The sequence below is a fragment of the Rhizobium leucaenae USDA 9039 genome (assembly GCF_000426285.1).
Classification (GTDB): Bacteria; Pseudomonadota; Alphaproteobacteria; order Rhizobiales; family Rhizobiaceae; genus Rhizobium; species Rhizobium leucaenae.
Genome location: NZ_AUFB01000008.1, coordinates 147,058 through 164,361 on the forward strand (window position 1 = coordinate 147,058; position 17,304 = coordinate 164,361).

Below are 17,304 nucleotides of genomic sequence, written 5' to 3' on the forward strand. Positions count from 1 at the left end.
ACGCATATAGTCCTATGATGCAGACCTCTTCGATATCGATTTTCAATTTTTCCACCCTGACATTTCCGGAAAAGGATCGGTTTCACGCTTGGGTGCGGGACAATCATTGTGACTGCAGGTTGCGGGACGAGAATCCAATCGCCTTCAACGCGGAGGCAACCGGCGCTCCTCTCGGTCCTCTTATCATATCGGGCAGGAAGTGGCTCAATCAGGGCCGGGCTCCCGCATATGAAATCCGCCGAACCGAAAGACTTGCCCGTACTGACGGCCATGACTTCTTCCGGTTCGGCCTGATGCTGAGGGGCCGGTTGATTTGCTGGTCGACAAGCCAAAACCCCGCCAAAGTCGCCGGCGATCTGTTCGTCGTCGATGCTGCGCAAGTCAATGAAAGCCTGGTCGAAGCGGATGACGTGATTTCCCTTCTGGTGCCAAGGAATCTCCTCCCGGGACGAACGGAGCGCCTGCACGGGCACACGCTGTCGAGTGGCGCGGCGCGCCTTTTAGGCGATCATATGATCTCGGTGTACCGAAATCTTTCCAATCTGAAGCAGCATGAAATTCCATTTGTCGTTCAATCGACTATGCAGCTTGTGACCGCCGCAGTGTCCTCGACCTCGGACGTCCTGCACGAGGCGGGTAATGCCACGCGCGATCTGCTGCTTGGCCGAATCCGGCGCTATATCGACGGGCATTTGCTGGAAGCCGATCTTACGCCCGATCGAATTTGCCGGGATGTCGGAGTGTCACGAGCGAAACTCTATCAGCTTTTCGAAAGCGATGGCGGCGTCATGCGGCAGATACAGCGCCGGAGATTGTGGCGCGCTTATCATACGCTGGCAGATCCCAACCGCGCGCGGCGCCATGTCGCCGAGATTGCCTGGAACCATGGCTTCTCGAATGAGAAATACTTCTATCGGCTATTCAAGGCTGAGTTCGGCCACACTCCGAAGGAAACGCTGGAGAATATTCCCCTTCACAGCCTACGGCCCGAACCTGGAGTTCTCCACTGCGACCGGCACGAAGCCAACAGTCCGGCAGGTTGGACGTTGCCCTTCGGCGTGCCCAACTAGGTGAGATCGGCAATGGAATTCCCACACAGATCCAAAACTCATGTGCACCTGTTATGGACAAGCTTGCACGAGATGGCCGAGTTGCTGCGATTGCTCCGGAAAGCTTTGCTGCTATCTTCATGAAATGGATCGGAAATCAGCGGGCCCGGCACTTCGTTTTCAAACCTGCAATAGCAGCATGGTGCACAAGAATATGCGAATAGGTGGCCGGCCTCGTCACGGATCGCCGCGCTTTTGCAGAGTTTGGCCGTGACTACAGCGTCAGCAATCACGGAAGTATGGATCGGTAATTCGTTAAACAAAGGAAATTCTCTTGCGTAAAGTAATTTGCTGTTTTGCATTTGTGGCCCTCTCATTCACGCCTGCCGCAGCCAGCATATGTTCACAGCACTATCAAAGCAGCGGCGTTCCCTTGGTCACTGGTGTGACCTACAAAACTTGGATGGAGTTTCCCTCTGTCGCTCCAGCCGCTGCGTTCGATAGGGTGTCGAGAGCCGTTCTTGCCGAAGGTTTTGTAGACGTGAATGTTGAAAAGCAGCTCGGCACGCTGACAGCGCAACAGGAAACGACTGGATCGGGCCGCCCGCAGACTTTGCGTGTTGTCGTCCGGAAGAGCGGCAAGGGCAGCCGTGTGGATGCCGTTTTTATAGTGCCGCAGGGGCAGATTGCTCCCAGCATGAGTGACAATCTCTGCCGCGTGGTCAATGCGGTCGCTGAGTAAGCGCCGCTAGCATTTCGACGCCCTTAGCTAAGGTATGTCGCGCAAGCGTGCAGCGGTTTTGCGATGACGACATGCGGAAACGAAGGACCTAAAGCGCAAGAAGCGAATCGCGGAGATCGCGATGCGCTTTAGGCCACCGCCATGATGATGTGGGCCTGAATTTTGGCAGCAATATCGCTGCTCCCATGTTTCGCTGCGATCGCGGATGCAACATAGTCGGTCGCGGCCTCCAGGCTTCCCGCTTCTCTGGCCTCGATTTCGTTGCGAAGAAGAGTCCCCTGACAATAGGCGACAGCCGGAAGGCGGGGCGATGATGCTTGGCTTTGTTCGGCTCTCGTTTCGATCACCACATGCGAAAAACCCGCATCCTCCAGCTCGGCGCGGATCAGCTCGCGGTTATGGTAGCCGTGCGGCGTGCGCGCCAGAAAGCGCGGCGGATTGTTCGGAAAAATCTCGGCAAGAGCATTGGTCACATCATCCGCAAATACATTCTCCTCGATGCGATCCCATACGTTGAACAAAAAATGTCCTCCGGGCTTCAGGGTCCGCCTTGCTTCGCGATAGGCAGACGAGCGGTCGGGAAAGAACATCGCGCCAAACTGACAACAGACGAGATCGAAGGTCTCATCTTCAAATGGTAGCGCCAGAGCGTCGGCCTGGCGCCATTCGATACGATTGTCGGGAGCTTGTCGCGAAGCGGCGTAATCGATCATCGGCTGGTTAAGGTCGGTTACGACATAGCGTGCGCCGGAAGATAGCTTGGGCGCCAGCGCGCGGGTTACGACCCCGGTTCCCGCAGCAATTTCCAATAGGGCGTCTGGCGCCAAGGCCGCTGCGCGTTGCGCCAGATCCGCGGCGAAGGCCTCGAAAATCAATGGAACCATATAGCGGTCGTAGTTTTCCGGAATCGAGCCCGCGAACACCTTGTCCGTTTCCAACATCGCTCACACCCACTATGCGTTCGATGGCTGGCGAGATTAGCATGGATCGCCCGGGTGGACCATCAAACCTTCCCTGCCGAATAACCCTGCGGTGTTCCACGATTGAAGGCCCTCTGCGCAGGACGAGATCAGCATACGCAACGAGCAGATGGCGGGTTGAGAACGACGGCAGCAAAGGCTATCTGCTGCTAACCCCAAAGACACCTCGCGAACCACAAGGCCCATTTCCCGCATGATCCCAGATTTCCTCGTCACCCATTCCGGCGGCTTCCATGCCGACGAACTGCTGTCCAGTGTCATCCTGACGCGGCTTTTTCCGAACGCTCGCCTGATCCGCAGCAGGGCGCCGGAATGGACGAGCCCCGGCGCAGACCGCATCATCTACGATGTCGGCGGCCGATATGACGCGGCCGAGCGGATATTCGATCACCATCAACGCGGCGCACCGCTGCGGGAGAATGGCCAACCCTACAGTTCGTTCGGATTGATCTGGAGGCATTATGGTCATGACTATCTTGCTGCGTCGGGCCTTCCCGAAGGGAATATCGAGGCGCTTCACGCCTCTTTCGATGCCAGTTTCGTGCTGCCGATCGACCTGGTTGACAATGGCGCGCTTAGCCCCTCCGTTGCAGGACCGCTGGCTGGGCTCACGCTGCCCGCTCTGCTGGAAACCTTAAAACCGGTTTTCGACGAGCCGGACCCCGAGGCCGAGGATCGCGGCTTTCAAAACGCCCTTGCCATTGCCCGGAGCCTCGTTGAGGCGAGGATAGCTCAAAGCGCCGCCAAATTGCGGGCCGAGGCGCTCGTGCATCAGGCCATCATTGATGCAGGCGACGGCCGCATTCTGGAACTGCCAAGGGGGATGCCGTTCCGCCCAGCCATCGTCAAGGCAGGCGCCGATCACCTGCTGTTTGTCGTTCACCCGCGCGAAAATGATTGGTGCCTGACCGGTATCCGCGGCGCGGATGAGGGTTTCGAGCTCAGGGCAGACCTACCGGCCGCCTGGGCAGGCCTGACCGACCATGATCTCGCCGCGGTTTGCGGCATAGAGGGCGCGACCTTCTGCCATAGCGGCCGCTTCATCGCCGCCGCCAAAACCCGCGAGGCCGCGCTCGCTATGGCCGAGTTGGCGGTAGCGGCGGCTATCCAGGGATGAAGCTGATGTGAGGCTCGAGATCACCACTGAAACATAGCCGAGGAGGCGTTCACGCGTGCCCGAATGGCGTGTTCGCAACTCCGTGCACGTCCGGCGCCTGATCCAAAGCGCATTTCATCCGAGTACCGAATGCCGGCTTGAATAGGAGGTTCAACCGCCCGAGGCCGGGCGCTATACATTTCACGAGTGACTATCCACAAAGCGCATGAAAAATGCACGCTGATATCTTGGTTTAAGAATTATCAATTGCTGGTTGCACAAATGGGGCCTGCAGCTATGAGAGCGTAAATTATGTCCTGAAAATTATTTGGCCAATGTGGCGAAAGCCGGCGGCGCAGATCAGGAATAGCCGGGTGACAATATGCTTTTTCTCGCCAACCTGAATATTAGAACCAAAATACTTTCTGTCGTTCTGCCATTATGCGCGGCGGGGATTGCCGGACTTGCAATGATGTCCGTCAATTACAAGGACGCGGACAATAGATACTCCGATTTTATCGCCAGCGACAACTTCGCATCTATAAAGGCGGCGCAAGCCAGCCAGCGGCTGATGGCACTTGGATACGATCTATATCAAGTCATCAAATACAAGCCAGGAACCGACGACTTCAAGCGTGCGCAGGCAGATTATAAGGAGAGTGCCTCGCGGCTTCTTACCATTCTTGACGATGCGATTAAGCTCATCCCCGATCGGGCGACCGAACTGGAGGGGTTCAGGAAGCAGGCCGTCGATATCCTCGCAATGACAGACAAGGGGGTGGAGTTCGGAAGACAGGATCTTGACGATCAGGCTTACGAGCAAGCAGCGATCGCAGATGACAAGATCGCCACTGCCATCGGTCGGTTCCGGCCCTGGATAGAAACAAGCATGCAGACCATCCGCGACAAGAGCGATGTGCTGAGCGAGAACACGAACGGCACGATCTTCTACACGGATGTCGGCGTCGGTTTTGTTTTCGTGCTCGCGATCGTCGCTGCGCTTTTGGTGGTGTCGCAAGGAATTACTACGCCCATCGCGCGACTTCGGGAGCGGATGGCGTCTCTCGCTGACAGCCAGACCGAGGCCCCGATCGAGGGTATGACGCGCAAGGACGAAGTGGGTCAGATGGCGAAGGCGGTGCAGGTGTTCCGCGAGAATGCGATCGAACGCATTCGCCTTGAGCAGGAGACGGAAGCCAACCGCTCCATGAGCGAAAAGGATCGGATCGAACGCGAGCATCAGAAAGCACAGGAAGCCGCCGACGTGCAATTTGCCGTCGAGAGCCTGGCGACCGGGCTGTCGAAACTCTCGGAGGGCGACGTCTCCCATCGCATCGAACAGCCGTTCGCGGCAAAGCTGGATGCTGTCCGCGGTGATTTCAACAACTCGGCCGAGAAGCTACAGATTGCTCTGCGCAGGGTAGCAGAGAATGCGCGTGGCATCGATGCAGGCGCCAGCGAGATCAAATCGGCCGCGAGCGGGCTGGCCAAACGCACCGAGCAGCAAGCGGCAGCCGTTGAGGAAACCGCTGCGGCACTGGAGGAGATCACGACGACGGTTCAAGACTCGGCCAAACGTGCCCAGGAAGCAGGACAGTTCGTCAGCCGCACGAAGACTGGTGCAGAGCAGTCCGGCGAGATCGTGCGCCGCGCCGTGCGAGCGATGGAGCAGATCGCCCAGTCTGCAAACGAGATTTCCAATATCATCGGCGTTATTGACGAGATTGCCTTTCAGACGAACCTGTTGGCGCTGAATGCCGGTGTAGAGGCAGCTCGCGCAGGTTAGGCCGGCAAGGGTTTTGCGGTCGTCGCACAGGAGGTGCGTGAACTGGCGCAGCGTTCCGCCAAGGCGGCCAAAGAGATCAAGGCGTTGATCACGACATCGAATGGCCAGGTTCAAGAGGGCGTTCAGCTTGTCGGCGACACGGGCAAGGCGCTCGAGACGATCGTTGCCGAAGTTCAGGTCATCAACCGGCATGTGTCTGCAATCGTCGAGTCGGCTCAGGAGCAATCCGTTGGCCTCCAGCAGATCAACACTGCCGTCAACCAGATGGACCAGGACACCCAAAAGAATGCCGCGATGGTCGAAGAGAGCACCGCCGCCAGCCACAGCCTGGCAAATGAGGTCGCTTCGCTGAACCAGCTTCTGGCGCAGTTCAAGCTTTCGCAGGATGGTTACCCCAAGCATAGCTCAACGCCGGTTCGCGCCGTCAGCGGTGGAAACAGTCCCGGCGCCTCCCCGGTCCGCGCACTCGGACGGAAGATCGCGTCCGCCTTCTCCGGCAATGCGGCGCTCGATACGAGCATGGGCCATTGGGAGGAATTCTGACGAAGCCAGCATCTTAAGTTCAGGATGCTAAATCATCGAGATTCGTGAGAAGCAGGAGGCAGCGGCAACGCTGCCTCCTGCTTCTGTCCACATCCTCCGCACCGTAAGCGCCGAGTTCCTACTGGAGAATGGTAATGCGCATTCGACCTGAAGACCTGCAGGATGAGTGCAACACTTTGCTCGGCGCCGCGTTCATGTCCCGCGAAAGACGGGAGCCCGACCCACCTTGGAACCTGAGGCACGTTCAGTCGGTTAGATGACCGGATGAATTAGGTTGGATTCCTGCTATGTCACGATTAACCTCATGCGCTGAGGGCATCGCTCTCTTTTTAAGCATTATCGTCGTCTCTGCTCATCCCGCTTCGGCAATCTCCCGCGTCAACTCGACCAGTCACACTTGCGCCGCGCTGCGGCAAATCATCGACAGTCGGGGAGCAATCATTCTGACCCATCCCGGGTCGCGCCAGTCGGGCACGCTGTATGATCGCTACGTGCGCGACAGCAGCTATTGCGATCCGAGTACGGTGGCCACGGATGACTGGGTCCCGGCGAAAGACAGAAGCTGCAGGCTTTATAATTGCCAGACATATGAGCCTCCCTTCGACGATTGACCGGATTTCTGACGGTTTTTTTGCAGCGACTCGGCCTGATAACACCGAGCGTGACCATTCGGTCGCCGAGCGTGCGACCGCTACCCGGAACAGAGAGTCTCAATCGCGATCGATTTCGATATGAAGATCGCGGATCAGCGCTTCGCGCTTGGCGAGCGCGTCGATTGCTCCGTCGGCCCGCGCCCTGGCGACCAGGTTGAGCAATCCTTCGCAGAAGACGATATAGGCGCCCACGCTGTTGCTGAAGAAGCTATCGGTCCGCGATTGCCGCGATCCGCGTCTAGCCCTTCAATGTTCGGGGCTCCGGTCATAGCGGCTGTGTGAAGTGCGGCCGGGAAGCAGGGCGCTGCTTAGCCAGCTTCCGAAAATTCCTTGCCCTTCGCACGGCAAAATTCGATCAGCTGCTTCGAGGTCATTGGTCGTGCCAGGGCATAGCCTTGCAGCAAATGGCAGCCAAGATCTTTCAGGATATTGGCATGCTCCATTGTCTCCACGCCCTCGGCAACAATGTCGATGTTTTGTGAGCGGCCGATTTCGATAATCGAGGAGACCAGACGGCGTTGAGACGGAGACGTGACAATCGGGTTGATAATTTCCCGATCAATCTTGAGCCTTCTTGGCTCGAATCTGAGCAAGCTAACGATACTGGCATGTCCGGTGCCGAAATCATCGATCTCGATCTCAATGCCCAGCTCTTTGATCGCGGGAATTATCTCATTGAGAACAGGTTGGAAATCATCGAACGAGATGGTCTCAAGCAGCTCGAAACACAGGCGGCCCTTCGCCATGGGAAGCGCCGACAGCTCGGCAAGCAGATTTGCCTGCGCCAGCCGCCGCGCTGAGATATTGACGGAGACGCGCGGGATGTGCATTCCCAGGCTGTCCCATCTCGTAAGCTCGAATAGCGCCTTTTGCAGAATCAGCCTGTCCATGTCGCCGGAACGTCCCAGATTCTCCGCGACGGCAAGGAATTTGTCAGGGCCGAGCAGACCTTTTCGCGGATGATCCCAACGGGCAAGTGTCTCGACGCCGGCAATTTCCAACGTGTTGGCGTTAAACTGCGGCTGGAAGAATGCAACGAGTTCATCGCGATCGAGCGCATGATTGAATTCGTTCGCCAATTCCTTCGAATGGATTGCGGCGCTTCGAAGCTCTTCGGTGAAAATAGCCGCCCGGCCGCGGCCCGTCTGCTTTGCCTCGTACAGCGCCAAATCGGCATTTAGAAGCAATTGACTAAGGTCCCGCCCGCGCGTGCGTTCGTTCTCCCAGGCGACACCGACGCTTGCACCGACAACGCATTCAGCACCCTCAATGGAGAGGGGCTGCTCGAGCGTGGCGACAATCTGTTGGGCCAATCTGTTTGCTTTAGAGTCGGGACTGATGCTCCAGCTCGCGAAGATGAACTCATCTCCACCGATCCGAGCCGCTACGTCATTCGGGCCTGCCAAATTGGCAAGGCGCAAAGCCGTTGTCTGCAGGACTGCGTCGCCTCCGGCATGCCCTCTCGTGTCGTTGATCTCCTTAAATCGATCGAGGTCGATATGAATGAGGATCAGACAATCTTCCGGACCGGGTCTCGGCGGTTGCGAGATCATTTGGTCAACAAATCGTCTGTTAGGAAGCCCCGTCAGTGCGTCATGTAATGACAGGTACTCCAGCCTTTGCCGTGCCCGGACGAGCTTTTTCTTGTGAAGGCGAAGCTTCTCAATGGTTTTCTGGCGTGATTTGGTCAGAAAGCCAACCCAGACAATCGGTGCAACGACGCAAAATGACAAAAGGCCGGCATAGAACTCGAAAGTGGCAATGCCGCTATTTTGCCCCCATCCGCCCTTCGGCACCGCGCCAAGGGTCCACCGGCCATAGGTCATATCGACCGATGCCACGACGGGTCGCTTCGAAAAAGTATCCAGGCTGCCGAGAAAAACCTGTTTAGGCGAGCTCGGCTCCGGAACCGTGCTGATGGCAATCTCAAGGTCGGCCGATCCAAGGCCGCTATCTTGGTAAAGTCTTGGTATGTCCACGACTCCCGAAAGAAGGCCCCAAAAGACCTGGCTTGTTCCGTCGTTGACATAAACCGGGCATCTGATCACGAAAGCAGTTCCGCCCTGGACAAGTTCCACAGGGCCGGTCAGAACGATATTGTGGGTGTTGCGCGCCAGCATCGCGCTATCCCGCTGCTTTTCGTTCGTTCGATAGTCCAGTCCGACCGCCTTTTCGTTTCCTTTTTCCGGATAGACCCATTTGACCACCATGCCAGGTGCAGCGGCGAAACTTCGCAATTGTGAATCGGGCTGCAAAATCTGCTCGGCAAGTTTGGAAAAAGCGTCTTGCTCCATCGCCGGATTGACCGCAATTCCGGCCGCCAAGCCTTGCAACAGCTTCACATTGCTATTGAGGTTTGTCTGGAGCCGAGATGATATGGTGGCGAGCTCACCGGCAACAATTGCCCGTTCATCGGCCAGCGATCGCTCCAGTCGCCAGTTGGTTGCGACATAGACGACGATTATTGCAATGGTCGCCGCAAATATTGCTGGAGCAAATGCGCTGGTGTGCCCTATCGCAGAGCTCGCCAAGTCGCCTAATATTTTAGGTTTTCTTCGAAACTTCATCAGGTTGCCGGTATAGAGGACAGGCCGGCATCTTTGCACAGTTTCTTTAAAGCAACGCTAAGCCGAATTTCTCTGCCCAAGCCTCAAGCTCCGCAGCCAAAATTGCCTGCGAAACCGAGGTGGCAGGATCGAACGCGATCAAGTTCAGCGGGCGTCGGCTCTGCTCCTGTCGATGCCCTGCCGGCCGCCGCCTTTACCGGCAGCGACGAGGACTGCCGGCGCGTAGCGATGAAGAGTACGTCGGTTGTGCCGTCCGGAATTACTGCTTTCCGTCAGCGTTTCCCGATTGTCGTATGGCGGTCTTCAGCGCACCTTTCTGCAGATCCGCCTCATCGGCAAGAATAGAGGCGGCCTCGTTCAGCAAGACGTCCTTGACGTTCTTGCGGGCATTTTCAATGGCGAGATCAGCACTCAGGCTACGCTCATTAGCCTGCAGGCCGTCGTCGTCACCAGCGTCCACGCCATCGTTGATTTTGTCGCCCGATTTGTGACGATTTGCCTGGGCAGTCAGTTCGTTGCGACGCTCAGTCTCGTTGAGCGAGACAACCCGTTTGTCGCGCTGCGCCTTCAGGTCTGTGATGTCCGCTACAAAGCGTTGGAAATCCGGATTGTCCTGCACCCGGGCGTCGTGGCGGCTTTGCAGCTCAGGTAGAAGCGCCTTTATATCACCCGAAGGCTTGTAGTTCGCGGGTTTGACTTGGGTCCAAGGCAGAGCGTTGTCGAAACTCGACTCGCCAAAGGTCTTGAGATCCGAAAGACCCGGCAGGCTGATATCGGGCACCACACCGCGTAGCTGCGTCGTGCCGCCATTCACCCGGAAAAACTGGGCGATCGTCACTTTCAGCTCGCCGAATTTCGGTTTGAGATTATGAGCCACCTGATCGAGATTGACGACGGTCTGCACGGTACCTTTGCCGAAACTCGGTTCGCCGACGATCACGCCTCGGCCGTAGTCCTGTATTGCCGCGGCAAAAATCTCCGAAGCCGACGCCGAGCCGCGATTGATCAGCACGCTGAGCGGACCGGTCCATACGGGAGCTGAGAGATCATCTTTCTCCACCTCCAAGTCACCATCTGCATTGCGCTGCTGGACGACTGGACCCTTGCCAACAAACAGGCCAGTCATATCAATCGCTTCGGACAACGAACCGCCGCCATTGTCACGCAGGTCGATCAGGACCCCGTCGACCTTGTCTTGCTTCAGTTCGCCGAGGAGTTTGGCAACGTCGCGGCTGGCGCTTCGGTAATCCTTGTCGCCTTTTCGTCGTGCTTCGAAGTCCTCGTAGAAAGCGGGCAGCGTAATCACGCCTATCTTGCGCGTGGCATCGCCATCCTTTACCGGCAGGATCGTTTTCTTCGCCGCTTGTTTGTCGAGGCTGATCTTGTCTCGCACTAGGCTGATGATGCGGTGCTTGCCATCCGGTCCGGCGTCCGCCGGCAAGATGTCCAGGCGCACGACCGAACCCTTTGCGCCGCGGATCATCTGCACGATTTCGTCGAGGCGCGTACCGACCACTTCCTTGATCGGACCGTCCGCACCCTGACCGACGCCGGTGATACGGTCCCCGACGGCAAGCTTGCCGGACAGTTGTGCCGGGCCGCCAGCCACGAGCTCGCGGATTGTTGTATAGTCATCCCGTTCCTGCAGCACGGCGCCGATACCAACCAGCGAGAGCTTCATTGAAATATCGAATTCGGCCGAAGCGGCGGCGCCGAAATAGTCGGTATGCGGATCTATCGATGTCGTATAGGCGTCCATGAACGTCTGGAAAACATCATCGCTTTTATATTTGTAGGCGCGTTCCAGGGAATTTTCATAGCGTTTGTCGAGCGTGTCGCGAATGGCAGCATCGTCTTTGCCGGCAAGCTTCAAACGCAGCCAATCGTTCTTGACGCGCTTGCGCCACAAGTCATTGCTTTCCGCTTCCGATTGCGGCCAGGGCTCCTTGTCGCGGACGAGGGGATAGTCTTCCTGCACACTGAAGTCGATCTTTTGGTTGAGCAGACCGCGCGCATAACTCATGCGATCGACGACCCGCTGCTCATAAACGTTGAAAATCGAAAACGGGATCTGCAAGTCTTCCTGATTGATGGCGTCGTCGATCTTGGCGCTGTCCGCCATGAACTTGTCGATATCGGCCTGAAGGAAAAGGACACGATCCGGATCCAGAGATTTGATAAACCGGTTCATGATCTTAGCCGATAGGGCATCATCAAGTGGAACGGGCTTATAGTGGAAACGCGTGAGAAATTGCGCGCTCAGATGAGCCGCTTGCGCCTGCTGCTCCAGCGGCGCCAAAACGGGCGGTGAGCCGGTTTCCAGCGCATATGCCGAAGGGGCAATTGCCAGGAACACCCAGAGGAAACCGTATCGTATATGCATTAAGCTTTGATCCAATTGTCAACGTCGAGTCTTTAATGTGTGATGTTCGTGGAACAATTATGGTTTTTTAGCAATAAACGAATGCGCTCGGTCTAAAAGCGCGTTTCACAAAGTCCCGGACATTGATTTCAGTAGGCCACCAATCGCCTGATTGAGGTCTGTTCAGGGCGTACTTTGGGCTCCTAACCTGCCGGGTCTGCAGCAGAATCACTGGAGGTGATCCGGGCGACCGGCTGGGTCGCTGTTGAGAACCTGCTCTTCCTGGCGGTTGCGTCGTCCTTCTTCGACCAGCCAGTCACGCACCCGCCTTGCCTGGGCATTGAGTTCTCTCGATCGCGGCCAGACGACGTGGAAGGCCGCATTGGTGTAAAGAACATGCCTGCCCACCGGAACGAGCGCTCTCGATCGGATCTGCTCCTCGATGAGATGCTGCCAGCCGAGAGCGACGCCTTCGCCTGCCAGAACGGCCTGTATGACGAGCACATAGTCGTTGATCGCCAGCCGCCGCGCTTGAGCGGAATATCGCACTCCCGCACTTGCAAACCACTCCGACCAATCGCAGGCAGCTCTGACGGGTTCTTCCAGATGGATGAGAGGCAACGTCAGGAGGTCCTCTGGCCGCTCGGGAAGACCGCGCCGTTCGACGAAGCCGGCGCTCGCGACGGGGAAGACAACTTCCGGCGCAAGCATGACGGAATGATAGCGCGGCCAACTTGCCGGATCGCCGCCCCGAACGCCGAGCGGGATCGGCTCCTCGTCCAGATCGAGGTCCCGCATGCTGGTTTGGATGCGCAGATCGATGTCTGGCAGGTCGGCCCGGAAACGGGTCAGACGCGGCAGCATCCACATGGAACCGAAGGCGGTCGAGGCTGCCAGAGTAACATTGAATTCCCGGCCTTTCGTTCGAATGTCCTCTGCCGACTTGTGGATGCGCGAAAGACCGACGGTGACATCCGCATGGAAACGCTCGCCGACTTCGGTCAATTCGACACTGCGATGCTCGCGATGAAAGAGGGGCACGCCGAGCTGGTCCTCGAGCTTTCGCACCGCAAACGACACGGCAGCCTGGGTCATTCCGAGTTCTTCGGCGGCACGACTAAAATTCTGATGCCTTCCCGCTGCCTCGAAAATGATCAGGCTGGAGGCGGACGGCAAAAGTCTTCTGAAAGTTTCCATAAATGGAGCTTATACAAAGACCAAGTTTTTTCCAGCGTTACAAAGCGTCAAAGTCGTTTAGCCTCCACTTGGATTATGGAGGTGGCGATGACCGAGGCGGCAATTGAAGAGAGAGTTGGCAGACGTGGACGAAGCGGGCGATCCGCCCGGCGCGATGGCGCGGAAAAGCTTCATGTTCCCTATATCATCCGCAACATCCCGACCTACGACATTCTCTCGGAAGAAAGCTTACAAAAGATCGAGCGGACGGCAGACCGGATCCTGGCGGAAATCGGAATAGAGTTTCGCGACGATCCGGTTTCCGTCGAACACTGGAAGAAGGCTGGGGCCAATGTGGACGGTGTGCGCGTTCGCTTCGAACCCGGAATGCTTCGTGAGATTGTCTCTACCGCCCCGAGCGTGTTCACACAGCACGCCCGCAATCCGGCGAACGGCGTGCAGATCGGGGGAGGCAATGTAGTCTTCTCGCCAGCCTATGGTTCGCCCTTCGTTATGGACCTGGACAAAGGCCGTCGGTACGGCACCATCGAAGACTTTCGCAATTTCATCAAGCTCGCTCAGGCAAGCCCGTGGCTGCATCATTCCGGCGGCACGATCTGCGAGCCGGTGGACGTGCCGGTGAACAAGCGCCATCTCGATATGGTCTACAGCCACATAAAATATTCCGATCGCGCGTTCATGGGCTCGGTGACGGCGGAGGAGCGCGCCGAGGATTCGATCGAGATGACACGGATTCTTTTCGGCGCTGATTTCGTCGACCAAAATTGCGTCATCCTCGGCAATGTCAATGTGAACTCTCCCCTTGTCTGGGACGGCACCATGACGAAGTCGCTGCGCGCCTATGCCCGCGCCAACCAAGCCGCCGTCATCGTACCGTTCATCCTCGGGGGTGCCATGGGGCCGGTCACGAACGCGGGAGCCATCGCCCAATCCTATGCGGAAACGCTCGCCGGCTGCGCTCTGACACAGCTTGAGCGGAAAGGGGCGCCGGTCATTTTCGGCAACTTCCTGTCTTCGATGTCGCTGCGGTCGGGATCGCCTACCTTCGGTACCCCCGAGCCCGCCATTGGCTCGATGGTCATCGGGCAGCTCGCACGGCGGCTGAAGCTGCCTTTGCGGTGTGCCGGCAACTTCTCCAACTCCAAACTGCCAGACGGCCAGGCCATGCAGGAGGGGCTGATGTCCATGCTGTCGGCCATCCACTGCGGCGCGAACTTCATCCTGCATTCCGCCGGCTTCCTCGATGGTTTGCTGTCCATGTCCTATGAAAAATTCGTGATGGATGCGGACCTCTGCGGAGCGCTCCATTCCTATCTCGCCGGCGTCACGGTGGACGACAACACGCTGGCCTTCGATGCGTTCGAAGAGGTAGGGCCCGGCAGCCATTTCCTCGGCTCCGCCCATACAATGCGAAACTACCAGACCGCGTTCTGGCAAACGACGCTGTCGGACAACGAACCTTTCGAGAAGTGGAGCGAGGAGGGCGGATCGACTGACATTGCGACCCGCGCCAATCGCCAATGGAAAAGGACACTCGAAGACTACGAAGCACCACCTCTCGACAGCGCCCTTGATGAGGCCCTTTGTGAGTTCGTAAACAGACGCAAGTCGTCGATGGCCGATGGCTGGTACTGAAGGGGAAGATGCTGACAGAAAGGCCTCGTGAACGCCCCTGTTGCATTCGGTCGAAGACGTCCTAATTGGGATCAGAGAAATGGTGGCAGACGATTTCATCGCTCCCGCCAAGTGCCAGCCATCCACGGATGCGCCGGCGAGGAACTGATCATGAGCATGTCGCGACAGGGAGATTTGTTTGCTGAAGCGGAGCCGCGACTGCCCGAGGGCTTCCGCTACCAACCCGATGTCGTTCCAGAAGTTATGCAGTCCGAACTGCTTCGCGAGATTAGGCAACTGCCGTTGAAGCCTTTCGACTTTCATGGTTTCGAGGGCAAGCGGCGGGTCGTCTCCTATGGCTGGAAATATGATTTCGATACTGAGCAGGTGACGCGCATCGAGAGCATGCCGTCCTTTCTTTTGCCGGTCCGCGATATCGCGGCAACGTTCGCCGATATCCAGCCCGATAGGCTGCAACAGGCTCTGATCACCGAATATGCGCCTGGTGCACCCATCGGCTGGCATAAGGATAAAAGAGTGTTCGGCAGAGTGGTCGGCGTTTCGCTGCTCTCCCCCTGCATCTTCAGACTGAGGCGCCGTGCCGGCGCAAAGTGGGAGCGCGCCTCGGTGATTGCCGAGCCCGGCTCCATCTACATGCTGTCGGGCGCGGCCCGGAGCGAATGGGAGCATTCGATCCCGCCCGCGGAGCAGCTTCGCTATTCGATCACCTTCCGGGAAATCGGCTGACCAAGGCGGCGGTTTCTTGAACCGCAGCCGGTTCCGAGGCGTTCATTGTTGAACGGACGATTGCAGCGCGACGAAGATGAAGAGCGGCGAAGAGAAAAACACCAAAGCGGATGATCGGCCCGGCGCGGCGGCGACCTTTCCGTATGACCGGATGACGGTCGAAAGGTTCCGCAAAAGCTTTCCGCGCGCCCGCTGGAGTGAGGATCTCAAAGCCTGGTTCGTGCCGGGAAAGACGGCAGCACGGCGCTTCGACCGTTGGCTGGAGCGCGAGGCTGCTGCCGCGGATGCCTATGCCGACATCAAAGGCCGTGACGCCTACGCTTTCGATCCGATCCTTTCGAACTATCTCGTCGTCCACGACGATCGCCTGGAGGTGAAAACGCCTTATTCCCGTACGGTCGTCAATGAGATGCGGGACGTACCATTCGCCTGGTGGGATGCGGATAACAGGGTCTGGACCATTCCTTACCGATCCTACGAAGACTTGCGTCGACGCTGGGACCGGATCGAGGCTGCCGCGAGGCGCAACGAACCTGAGGAGCGCAGGAAGCGGCAGGCGGAAAGACGTGGATCAGAGGAGGAGCAGGCATCGCGTGCCCGCGCGGCCGAACGGCGCCGGCGGCGCTATCCTTTGCTGCCGGATGAACTTCCGCCCCTTGGCCGCCCCGTGATGACACGAAGCTACGGTATCGTCGTCTTCACCGGCTTCGACGGGGAGCTCGTTGAGCCGGAAACCCTTCGTTCCCTCTACGGCGGCTTCCTTCCGGATGACGATTATATCTGGGGGCGCTGGCGTCCGGCCACCTTCGATGAACTCGTGAAAACCTGGCCGTCTCGGCCTGGCTCGCAGACGAGCGACAGCGGCGCCCTCTGGCGACAGTCGTCACTTGAGGAATTGCGCGTGGCGAGGAAAGCTGCGCGCGCGCTGGAGCGGCGACGAAAGCCGACTGGCTCGGCACCGCATCGTCTGTGAGCTTGATCCCCAAACATTCGCAGGGGCGCGCCTCACGTGTCAGGACAAAGTTTCCGTTGGCGCCGTCAAGTGTGATCCGACAACGATCAAGCAACTCACCGGCCGTCCAGCGCCCAGGTGGCCTTCGGCATCGGGCGAATTGGTCAAAAACGTCACAGCGAGAGGGGATTGGTTCAAATGCGTGCTTTAACCGCAATCGTTGTTGAACGATTTCGATCTAAACTTTTCTGCGAGACTGTTACTGCCAAATGCAAAAGTAGGTTGTGAAATTCTCGAGGATAAAATGCGAAGGATATTGGGCTTTTTTTCGATCAACAGTAAATTTGGAACGACTGTAATCTTGGAAGGAAGGTCCGACCTTCCCATTGGAAAAGAGCTTCGTGCCGAGATCTATGCTCCAGGCAGAGCGGTCGTTGAAGCCACCGCGTATAGAGACTGGCCGCATCCAAGGCCCGTTGCCTATGAAGGCTATATTTTAATGGGAATTGCGAAAGCCGATCTCATCGACGGAACGGTCGTTAAGCTTGAACTGCAGTAACACTTAAACAACTCTAAAACCGGCGACGCCTTCGTAATGCCATGGGTCTTGCGAAGCGTTTGCGCGCACAGCGCCTCCAGATAGTTTTTTACGTGGACCAGGCGGTTGCGCCGCCGCCCCAGCAATATTCCGACTGCAACACTAAGGGCGCATCTGGCCGAATGTGCAGAACGTTCCGTTGGCAAATGCCGATCGAAGGCTGCGTACTTCGGATAAAATTGCGCAAAGTGGATACTTCGTCAGCCAGTTTTCCTCGCTTCTGAAGCGCAAATCTTTTCGCCTCTCACGAGGGGCTTGACCAAATGGCTGCCGATGGCTCATGGCGAAAGCTTCTTAATCTAAAACGCTCCTTCAAGCGCCTTTAGACTGGGTAATAAAGTTACTTCCGTAGCGTCATCACCGAATCCACTGCGGCGCCGTTTTCGCTTCGGTCGGCGTGAATTCAGGCACGGACGCA

Annotated in this window: 13 protein-coding genes and 1 pseudogene; 9 read left to right on the forward strand and 5 right to left on the reverse strand. The window is 57.6% G+C overall.

What is annotated here, in order from left to right; translation table 11 throughout:
* Positions 1-14: 14 nt before the first annotated feature.
* The gene (locus tag K290_RS0114595) at positions 15-1,070 is read left to right on the forward strand and encodes a helix-turn-helix domain-containing protein (protein WP_028752610.1); all 1,056 of its coding nucleotides are present in this window, start codon (positions 15-17) and stop codon (positions 1,068-1,070) included.
* 313 nt (positions 1,071-1,383) lie between these two features.
* On the forward strand, positions 1,384-1,791 hold the full coding sequence (locus tag K290_RS0114600) for a hypothetical protein (protein ID WP_028752611.1): 408 nt from the start codon (positions 1,384-1,386) through the stop codon (positions 1,789-1,791).
* A 128-nt stretch (positions 1,792-1,919) separates the two neighbouring features.
* On the opposite strand, the gene K290_RS0114605 is transcribed toward K290_RS0114600, so the two are convergent.
* A complete protein-coding gene (locus K290_RS0114605) occupies positions 1,920-2,732 on the reverse strand; it encodes a class I SAM-dependent methyltransferase (RefSeq protein ID WP_028752612.1) in 813 nt (270 codons plus the stop codon).
* 232 nt (positions 2,733-2,964) lie between these two features.
* Between K290_RS0114605 and K290_RS0114610 the strand changes: the two genes are divergently transcribed.
* From K290_RS0114610 to K290_RS36235, 3 genes and pseudogenes are all read left to right on the forward strand, one after another.
* The gene (locus K290_RS0114610) at positions 2,965-3,888 is read left to right on the forward strand and encodes an MYG1 family protein (protein ID WP_028752613.1); all 924 of its coding nucleotides are present in this window, start codon (positions 2,965-2,967) and stop codon (positions 3,886-3,888) included.
* A gap of 361 nt (positions 3,889-4,249) precedes the next feature.
* Positions 4,250-6,196: pseudogene (locus tag K290_RS34305) on the forward strand (methyl-accepting chemotaxis protein).
* Between the two features lie 287 nt (positions 6,197-6,483).
* Positions 6,484-6,807 carry a hypothetical protein gene (locus K290_RS36235; protein ID WP_081670322.1) on the forward strand — a complete coding sequence of 108 codons (324 nt, stop codon included), beginning with the start codon at positions 6,484-6,486 and terminating at the stop codon, positions 6,805-6,807.
* 99 nt (positions 6,808-6,906) lie between these two features.
* Here K290_RS36235 and K290_RS38750 read toward each other — a convergent pair whose 3' ends face one another.
* The 4 genes from K290_RS38750 to K290_RS34310 all read right to left on the reverse strand — a co-directional run bounded on the left by K290_RS38750 (position 6,907) and on the right by K290_RS34310 (position 12,975).
* Positions 6,907-7,041 (reverse strand): hypothetical protein, encoded by a 135-nt coding sequence (locus K290_RS38750; RefSeq protein ID WP_280749440.1) that lies wholly within the window; start codon positions 7,039-7,041, stop codon positions 6,907-6,909.
* 116 nt (positions 7,042-7,157) lie between these two features.
* Positions 7,158-9,416 carry a bifunctional diguanylate cyclase/phosphodiesterase gene (locus tag K290_RS0114630; RefSeq protein ID WP_028752614.1) on the reverse strand — a complete coding sequence of 753 codons (2,259 nt, stop codon included), beginning with the start codon at positions 9,414-9,416 and terminating at the stop codon, positions 7,158-7,160.
* A gap of 259 nt (positions 9,417-9,675) precedes the next feature.
* On the reverse strand, positions 9,676-11,799 hold the full coding sequence (locus K290_RS0114635) for a carboxy terminal-processing peptidase (RefSeq protein WP_028752615.1): 2,124 nt from the start codon (positions 11,797-11,799) through the stop codon (positions 9,676-9,678).
* A 207-nt stretch (positions 11,800-12,006) separates the two neighbouring features.
* The gene (locus tag K290_RS34310) at positions 12,007-12,975 is read right to left on the reverse strand and encodes a LysR substrate-binding domain-containing protein (RefSeq protein ID WP_051264076.1); all 969 of its coding nucleotides are present in this window, start codon (positions 12,973-12,975) and stop codon (positions 12,007-12,009) included.
* An 87-nt stretch (positions 12,976-13,062) separates the two neighbouring features.
* Between K290_RS34310 and K290_RS0114645 the strand changes: the two genes are divergently transcribed.
* The 4 genes from K290_RS0114645 (at position 13,063) to K290_RS0114660 (ending at position 16,847) form a co-directional block, all read left to right on the forward strand.
* A complete protein-coding gene (locus K290_RS0114645) occupies positions 13,063-14,610 on the forward strand; it encodes a trimethylamine methyltransferase family protein (protein ID WP_028752616.1) in 1,548 nt (515 codons plus the stop codon).
* A 150-nt stretch (positions 14,611-14,760) separates the two neighbouring features.
* Positions 14,761-15,336, forward strand: a complete 576-nt coding sequence (locus K290_RS0114650) for an alpha-ketoglutarate-dependent dioxygenase AlkB (protein ID WP_028752617.1) — start codon at positions 14,761-14,763, stop codon at positions 15,334-15,336.
* 76 nt (positions 15,337-15,412) lie between these two features.
* On the forward strand, positions 15,413-16,309 hold the full coding sequence (locus tag K290_RS0114655) for a hypothetical protein (RefSeq protein ID WP_028752618.1): 897 nt from the start codon (positions 15,413-15,415) through the stop codon (positions 16,307-16,309).
* Positions 16,310-16,511: 202 nt separating this feature from the next.
* Entirely contained in the window at positions 16,512-16,847 is a 336-nt protein-coding gene (locus K290_RS0114660; protein WP_154668608.1) for a hypothetical protein, read from the forward strand.
* Positions 16,848-17,304 lie beyond the last annotated feature (457 nt).

Coding starts and splice junctions, on each gene's coding strand:
- K290_RS0114595 (WP_028752610.1), top strand. CDS start 15: ATGATGCAGACCTCTTCGATATCGATTTTCAATTTTTCCACCCTGACA.
- K290_RS0114605 (WP_028752612.1), bottom strand. CDS start 2,732: ATGTTGGAAACGGACAAGGTGTTCGCGGGCTCGATTCCGGAAAACTAC.
- K290_RS0114610 (WP_028752613.1), top strand. CDS start 2,965: ATGATCCCAGATTTCCTCGTCACCCATTCCGGCGGCTTCCATGCCGAC.
- K290_RS36235 (WP_081670322.1), top strand. CDS start 6,484: ATGTCACGATTAACCTCATGCGCTGAGGGCATCGCTCTCTTTTTAAGC.
- K290_RS0114630 (WP_028752614.1), bottom strand. CDS start 9,416: ATGAAGTTTCGAAGAAAACCTAAAATATTAGGCGACTTGGCGAGCTCT.
- K290_RS0114635 (WP_028752615.1), bottom strand. CDS start 11,799: ATGCATATACGATACGGTTTCCTCTGGGTGTTCCTGGCAATTGCCCCT.
- K290_RS34310 (WP_051264076.1), bottom strand. CDS start 12,975: ATGGAAACTTTCAGAAGACTTTTGCCGTCCGCCTCCAGCCTGATCATT.
- K290_RS0114645 (WP_028752616.1), top strand. CDS start 13,063: ATGACCGAGGCGGCAATTGAAGAGAGAGTTGGCAGACGTGGACGAAGC.
- K290_RS0114650 (WP_028752617.1), top strand. CDS start 14,761: ATGAGCATGTCGCGACAGGGAGATTTGTTTGCTGAAGCGGAGCCGCGA.
- K290_RS0114655 (WP_028752618.1), top strand. CDS start 15,413: ATGAAGAGCGGCGAAGAGAAAAACACCAAAGCGGATGATCGGCCCGGC.